This window comes from Wolbachia endosymbiont of Wuchereria bancrofti, assembly GCF_002204235.2.
Lineage (GTDB): Bacteria > Pseudomonadota > Alphaproteobacteria > Rickettsiales > Anaplasmataceae > Wolbachia.
The window spans coordinates 1-6,001 of the sequence record NZ_NJBR02000044.1 but is presented as its reverse complement, the minus strand read 5'-3'; the positions used below and the strand labels follow the sequence as shown (position 1 = coordinate 6,001).

Below are 6,001 nucleotides of genomic sequence, written 5' to 3'. Positions count from 1 at the left end.
CGAGTTGGAGGTTGTAAAATTTCTTGTAGCAAAGAGGACAAATATTTATGCTGAACGTGCTAATGGGTTTAAGGCTTTAAATCTTGCTGCTATGCATGGTCACAAGAATATTGTAGAGTTTTTCCTCAACCAAGAACTGAATGTTAATGACCCTGATAAAGATGGTTGGACATCATTGCATTACGTTGCTCAAAGGATGCTTAGAAGTTGTGAAATTTCTTGCCAGAAAGGGAAAAAGCATTAACGTTGAAAAAAATGCCTATGGAAGTAAGCCAGTGCACAGGGCTGCTTCCAGTGGGCACAAAAACGTTGTAGAATTTTCTTGATCAAGGAATAAGCATTAATGATACTGGAGAAATAGGTAATATACTATTACATTTTGCTGCTCAAGAAGATTATCCAGAAAGTTATGAAGTTTCTTCTAGGTAGAGGTGCTAATGCTAGTATAAAAAGCGATTGTGGTGAAAAGCTAATCGATACTGCCAGGAGGAAAGGTCATTCAAATGTTGTGGAATTGCTTACTTGGAACTGTGTCCATACTATCAACACACTCTAAGGAAAAGGGCAAGAAAAATTTTTACATAGATTTCTAATGCAGATGTCAAATAAGGTCTTTATTTACCTTCTTTTGAAGCAAGGAATGTTAACTTTAAAGTAAGTGTACTGTAATTACTCGTGGTTACCCCAGGCTTTATTATCACAGAGTGACAAGCCATTTTTAAGTAACTTAGAGGCTTCAGCTAAGATTTATGAGCGTATAGCACGGGGTAAGCAGGTATTTAAAAGAGAAGAAAGATAAGTTTTTTCCTTTAATAAGTTACTCAATAACTTTGAAAGACAGCTAGATTCTGCTACGAATAGTCCACCTTCAAGCTTAATTCTGATGAAGATATAAGGTTAAAGTGATAGTATGAGGTTTCTTGATTCTGGAAATCTCATATTTAGCTGCGAAAATAGACACTTATTTAAAAAATATCCTGTAACTTTTAATCCTAATTGAAATTCTTGATATGAGTAGCTGTTTTGTAGGTTATTATTATACACGTCATGCAGCATTTGTGGAAAAGGTAGTAGCTTATCCGCATAATAATCTCCTGCTTTCTTTGACACCGCTCTGCCAGTTTTTGGAGAAATGAATTGTAAATTTTCCTTAACACCCGTTACAGCGCATTTGGATAGATCTAACTTAAACCCCAACTGTGCAAGAAGCAAAAGCTCTAAGTTAAGGTAATGGCCTTGCCAAGGTTCACTACCATGCTTAATTACATCGATGAAATACTGAAAGTTATCATATAGCACGGCACAAGGCTCGCTCTCTGGAAGTACTTTTTCCAGGATAGAAGAAAAAGAAACAATAGTGATGCTTTTTAAGCTATCCTGAAAGAAGTGGTGAAATGGAGATTCTATCAATTCACACTTAAAAAATCCTAGATTTTCAGGCAGCTTAGCACTCCATTCTGCATGTAATAGATTACTTACCTGAAATTTATAACTGCTATCGTTTGTCAACCGAGTTAGTCCTCTGCGCTTTCCATGGTTTTTCATGAACAGAGAAAGAATTAAGTTTTTATCACCGTACTTTTTAGCAGCTATAATGATACCTTCATCTTTCCATCTCATTTTAACTTGACGCGTATGTTTTTAATCTTTAATTCTTATATTTCTTCATTAACATAATATAATTTTGTGCTGATTGTGTAATATATTTAACTTCTTCATCTGAAATCTTTTTAAAGAATTTCGCTGGCCTGCCAGCCCATATTTCCCCACTTTTTATCACTTTTATATGTGTTACTAGTGAACCAGCAGCTACCATAGCTCCAGATTCTACAATTGCATGATCCATTACAATAGAACCCATACCAATAAATGCTTTGTCATGCACTGTGCATGCGTGTAACATACAAAAATGTCCCACTGTTACCATATCGCCAATAATTGTATCGCCACCAGGATTTCTATCTACATGAATTACTGTGCCATCTTGAATGTTCGTTCCATCACCTATTTTGATTGACCCAATATCCCCCCTGATCACACAATTAAACCAAATGCTCGCCTCTCTTCCTATTTCAACCTTGCCTATGATATGCGAATCTCCTGCAATGAAAGCGCTTTCGTCTATTTTTGGCTCACAGTTTTTATATTTTAAAATGTTTGAGCTCACAATTCTATACATTAATATCTGCGGCAGCTATACAAAATCTATTATACCATATATATAAAAGTTTTACCTTAATTTCATTGAAATGCGCATGCAAAATTATACTATTAATTAGTGTGCTACACATTTGAAATTATGAGTATGTTAGACAAATTGGTAATCCTGCTGTCAGTTTTTACGCTTCCTTTTTCTTCATATTCATACCAATTTAGAACTAAAGCAAAGCAAGCAGTAGTTTTAGATTTAGCCTCAGACTTGTTCATTTTTGAGCATAATTCCGACGAAAAGATGGCTCCATCGTCAATGAGCAAGCTAATGACTTTATATATAGCCTTCGATTATTTAAAAGCTGGAATAATAGATATGAAGGATAAATTTCGAGTAAGTAGAAAAGCGTGGGAAAGAAAAGGCTCTTCTATGTTTTTAAAGGAAGGTCAATCCGTTACGGTGAAAGAATTGCTTGAAGGAGTTACAACAGTTTCGGGTAATGACGCCTGCATAACGTTAGCTGAGGGCATTGCCGGGTCAGAAGAGAATTTCGTGGTTGAAATGAACGAAGTTGCACAAAATTTGAACCTAAGCAACAGTTACTTTGTCAATTCAAGCGGGTGGCCGGATGAAAATCATTTTATGAGTGCAAAAGATTTGGTAGTACTAGCAAAAAGGATTTTTACTGATTTCCCTGAATATTACGATTTATTTTCTAAACAATATCTAACATATAATGATATTATGCAAAAAAATAAAAATCTTTTACTTTTTCATGATATTGGAGTTGATGGCTTAAAGACCGGTTATACAAACGCTGGTGGTTACGGCATTGTAGTTTCTGCAAAAAGAAACGATAGGAGAATTTTCGCTGTTGTAAACGGCTTAAACACTGAAAAAGAGCGAGTAGAAGAAGCAAAAAGACTGATACAATATTTCTTCAATCATTTTAATACTAAGAAAATATTCGCTAAGGATAGTGTAGTTGAGGAAATAAATGTTCTATACGGAAAGGAGAGAAAAGTATCTGCCACAGTTGCAAACGATGTCACCATAACTTATAACCGCAATCTACGTGGCAAAATTAAGGTGCGTGTTGAATATAAAGATATGATACCTGCACCTATTAAAAAAGGGCAAGAAGTAGGTAAAATTTTTATAGAAATACCAGGTGTCGAGCAGCAAACCATACCACTTTATGCAGTGAATGATGTACAGGAATTAAACTACGTAGAGAAGTTTTTTAGAATATTGTTTTAAGTCTAAATAGCATCTGTGTCGAAAATACTAATTTTAATATTCTTAAGAGAATTCAGAGATAAGATTAATTGAAAGATATTTAAAATTTTCAACTAATGAATAAAATATCACATTCAAAGTGCTAAGCGAAGAATATTTTTCACTACTACCCTAAAATGGCTAGCAAGCACTTGAGGAGATAGAAAATATTGGATTGTCTAAAATTATTGAGGAATGTGATGGTGAGGAGGAAATAGAGATTAATGAAAAAGCCTGGAGAAAAGCCCTACTTAGTTAAATGTACTAAGCGTGCCCTCAAAAAAGATATTCCAGCTTTACCCCAGCAAACATAAGGAAAGTAGTAGTTAAGAATTATCGCATCGTCTACCGCGTAAACACTGCAGAACATAAAGTAACTGTTGTTTCAGTAGGATATAGCAAGGCATTTATAAACAATCAATATCGAAGCTACAAGAACACTAAAGGGTTATATATTTTTTATATGCCACTTTTTCTGATCCATTCTACAACCTAAATGGCTTTGCTCAGCTCAAAAAATCGAAACTTTTTTGTCCCTCTAATAACTAGAGACTTTAGAAACGGGAAAGTGCAAAATAAAAATTTGGCTTGACAAAACGAAAGAAAATCAATATATAAAATATATTGATTATTAATTTAACTAGTATGCCAGCAAGAGTAAAAGCAATAGCCAATACACAAGAACCATCAAAAGTAAAAAAAGTTTTGCTAGCTCCTGTAAGGTGGCTAGCTGTTGGTCTAATTATAGCATCTGTTATAGTATTTGTTATTTCTCTTCTAGTGCTTTTTGTGATTGTTACAATATTGCGTAAGCTATATTGCCTTGCAGGAGGCAAATTACCAGAATGGCTAGAGCAAAGAGCTGCAGCATTTGAAGAAATAATACACGTCCCACAAACAACACATAATACTGACATAAATGATGCAATAAATATTAATATTAAAAAGCTAAAGGAAAACTATGGTGAACCTGATATTGAAGACGGATTTATAAAAGAAATAAAAGATTTTATTAATAAACTAAAGTGCATAACAAATGACACAGAAAAAGCTGCAGATAAATATCAACTTAAAGAAGATGAGAAAAAACATGCACTTGAATGCTTGGAACGTATACAAAATAATCCTGATATACATAGTGGAAGTGGGTTAACATTAAAGCAAGTTTTAAATTTGGTTTGGAAAGCTTGTAATGACAAAGATAAAAAAAGTGCCGGTTCTAACATAGATATTGATACACGAATACTCCAGAGAAAATACCAACTAGTTCAGCATCTAATAGAATCGCAAACAGAATACGGGGTGTATGGTGATCATGGTTCAAGTGCATGCTTCACTGGGACTTTCAATAGCATCGTCTCTTCCTTATATATCTTTGAAGAGTTTTTCTTCTTGCAAAGAGTAAATAAGGACAATATAAAACAGGAATTTGAAGATGAGTTGCAAACAAAGGGCGAAGAATTATTTAATCAACTTTCCAATAAAGAGAAAGAAGAAGTTGCAAAAGCTTTAAGTAGTGATCCTTCTACAAGGTTCTTTTCAGACTATGTAGAGTCGTTTAAAAATCACCCTGCGCGTGCAGCTTTAGGCGATAAAGAATGTAATGAATTAGTAAGAGCACATCTTTACAATCTTCAGTACAATGAAGTAATATCAAACTTTTCTAAACAATAAAAATCATTATTTCACCAACGGTAAGGTAATACCGTGTTGATTCATATATTTTCCTTTTATATCGTCGTATGATTTTTCACATTCACTTTCACCACTTAAAAACACAAATTGGCATGCTCCTTCATTAGCATAAATTTTTGCAGGAAGCGGAGTAGTGTTTGAGAATTCAAGTGTAACATGACCTTTCCATCCAGGTTCTAAGGGAGTAACGTTTACTATAATCCCACATCTCGCGTAAGTTGATTTACCAACACAAATAGCTAGTACATCCCTTGGTATGCGAAAATATTCTACTGTACTTGCAAGTGCAAAGCTATTCGGTGGAATTATGCACACATCTGTTTCCTTATCTATAAAACTGTTCTTAGAAAAATCCTTAGGATCAACTACAGCTGAATTAACATTAGTAAAAATCTTAAATTTATTATCTACTCTTGCATCATACCCGTAAGATGATAGTCCAAAAGACATGACACCCTTACTGCTTTTATGATCCACAAAAGGCTCTATCATTCCAAAGCTTTCAGCTTTTTCTCTTATCCATTTATCAGGCATCACTGCCATAACTGCTCCCTAAAGTGTATAATACTTACAATAATATAAAATAAAATTTAAATGTAAACTATAGACCTAACAGCTTTTTATGGCTCGACTGTATGACGATTTTCGAATCGTCAAGGTACCATTCCAGCATGCCCTTGTCACATCTCAGTGCCCCTTTTTTACCATCCTTGTATCCTTTCTTTGTCATCTAAGTAGCCTCTTTTTTGTCATCCCAGTGTGCAGACACCGGAACCCAAGAAAGTTTGCTTATGAATAAGCAAACTGACTTGTTGAGCATAGAAAGTAGCTTTTTTTGTAGCTTTGTTTCTATGGCTTAAAAAAGCTCGATGCTAG

At 34.4% G+C, this 6,001-nt stretch carries 7 protein-coding genes; 4 read left to right on the top strand and 3 right to left on the bottom strand.

Features of this window, described 5'->3' with window-relative positions; all coding sequences use genetic code 11:
* Both CCY16_RS02675 and CCY16_RS06910 read left to right on the top strand, forming a co-directional pair.
* On the top strand, positions 1-244 hold a 244-nt coding region (locus tag CCY16_RS02675; RefSeq protein ID WP_143696901.1), incomplete at its 5' end, for an ankyrin repeat domain-containing protein.
* Entirely contained in the window at positions 210-326 is a 117-nt protein-coding gene (locus CCY16_RS06910) for an ankyrin repeat domain-containing protein (protein WP_179946035.1), read from the top strand. The genes CCY16_RS02675 and CCY16_RS06910, both read left to right, overlap by 35 nt.
* Positions 327-897: 571 nt before the next feature.
* Here CCY16_RS06910 and recO read toward each other — a convergent pair.
* Positions 898-1,620, bottom strand: coding sequence for a DNA repair protein RecO (recO, locus tag CCY16_RS02665; RefSeq protein ID WP_088414753.1), 723 nt, complete (start codon positions 1,618-1,620; stop codon positions 898-900).
* Positions 1,621-1,648: 28 nt separating this feature from the next.
* Positions 1,649-2,167, bottom strand: a complete 519-nt coding sequence (locus tag CCY16_RS02660) for a gamma carbonic anhydrase family protein (protein ID WP_088414759.1) — start codon at positions 2,165-2,167, stop codon at positions 1,649-1,651.
* A 138-nt stretch (positions 2,168-2,305) separates the two neighbouring features.
* On the opposite strand from CCY16_RS02660, the gene CCY16_RS02655 reads away from it, so the two are divergent.
* Both CCY16_RS02655 and CCY16_RS02650 read left to right on the top strand, forming a co-directional pair.
* Positions 2,306-3,412 (top strand): D-alanyl-D-alanine carboxypeptidase family protein, encoded by a 1,107-nt coding sequence (locus tag CCY16_RS02655; RefSeq protein ID WP_088414757.1) that lies wholly within the window; start codon positions 2,306-2,308, stop codon positions 3,410-3,412.
* Positions 3,413-4,075: 663 nt separating this feature from the next.
* Positions 4,076-5,104 carry a hypothetical protein gene (locus CCY16_RS02650; RefSeq protein ID WP_088414751.1) on the top strand — a complete coding sequence of 343 codons (1,029 nt, stop codon included), beginning with the start codon at positions 4,076-4,078 and terminating at the stop codon, positions 5,102-5,104.
* 6 nt (positions 5,105-5,110) lie between these two features.
* Here the strand turns inward: CCY16_RS02650 and dcd are convergent, their stop codons facing one another.
* On the bottom strand, positions 5,111-5,668 hold the full coding sequence (gene dcd / locus CCY16_RS02645; protein WP_088414749.1) for a dCTP deaminase: 558 nt from the start codon (positions 5,666-5,668) through the stop codon (positions 5,111-5,113).
* Positions 5,669-6,001: the final 333 nt, after the last annotated feature.

Coding starts and splice junctions, on each gene's coding strand:
- recO (WP_088414753.1), bottom strand. CDS start 1,620: ATGAGATGGAAAGATGAAGGTATCATTATAGCTGCTAAAAAGTACGGT.
- dcd (WP_088414749.1), bottom strand. CDS start 5,668: ATGGCAGTGATGCCTGATAAATGGATAAGAGAAAAAGCTGAAAGCTTT.
- CCY16_RS02650 (WP_088414751.1), top strand. CDS start 4,076: ATGCCAGCAAGAGTAAAAGCAATAGCCAATACACAAGAACCATCAAAA.
- CCY16_RS02655 (WP_088414757.1), top strand. CDS start 2,306: ATGTTAGACAAATTGGTAATCCTGCTGTCAGTTTTTACGCTTCCTTTT.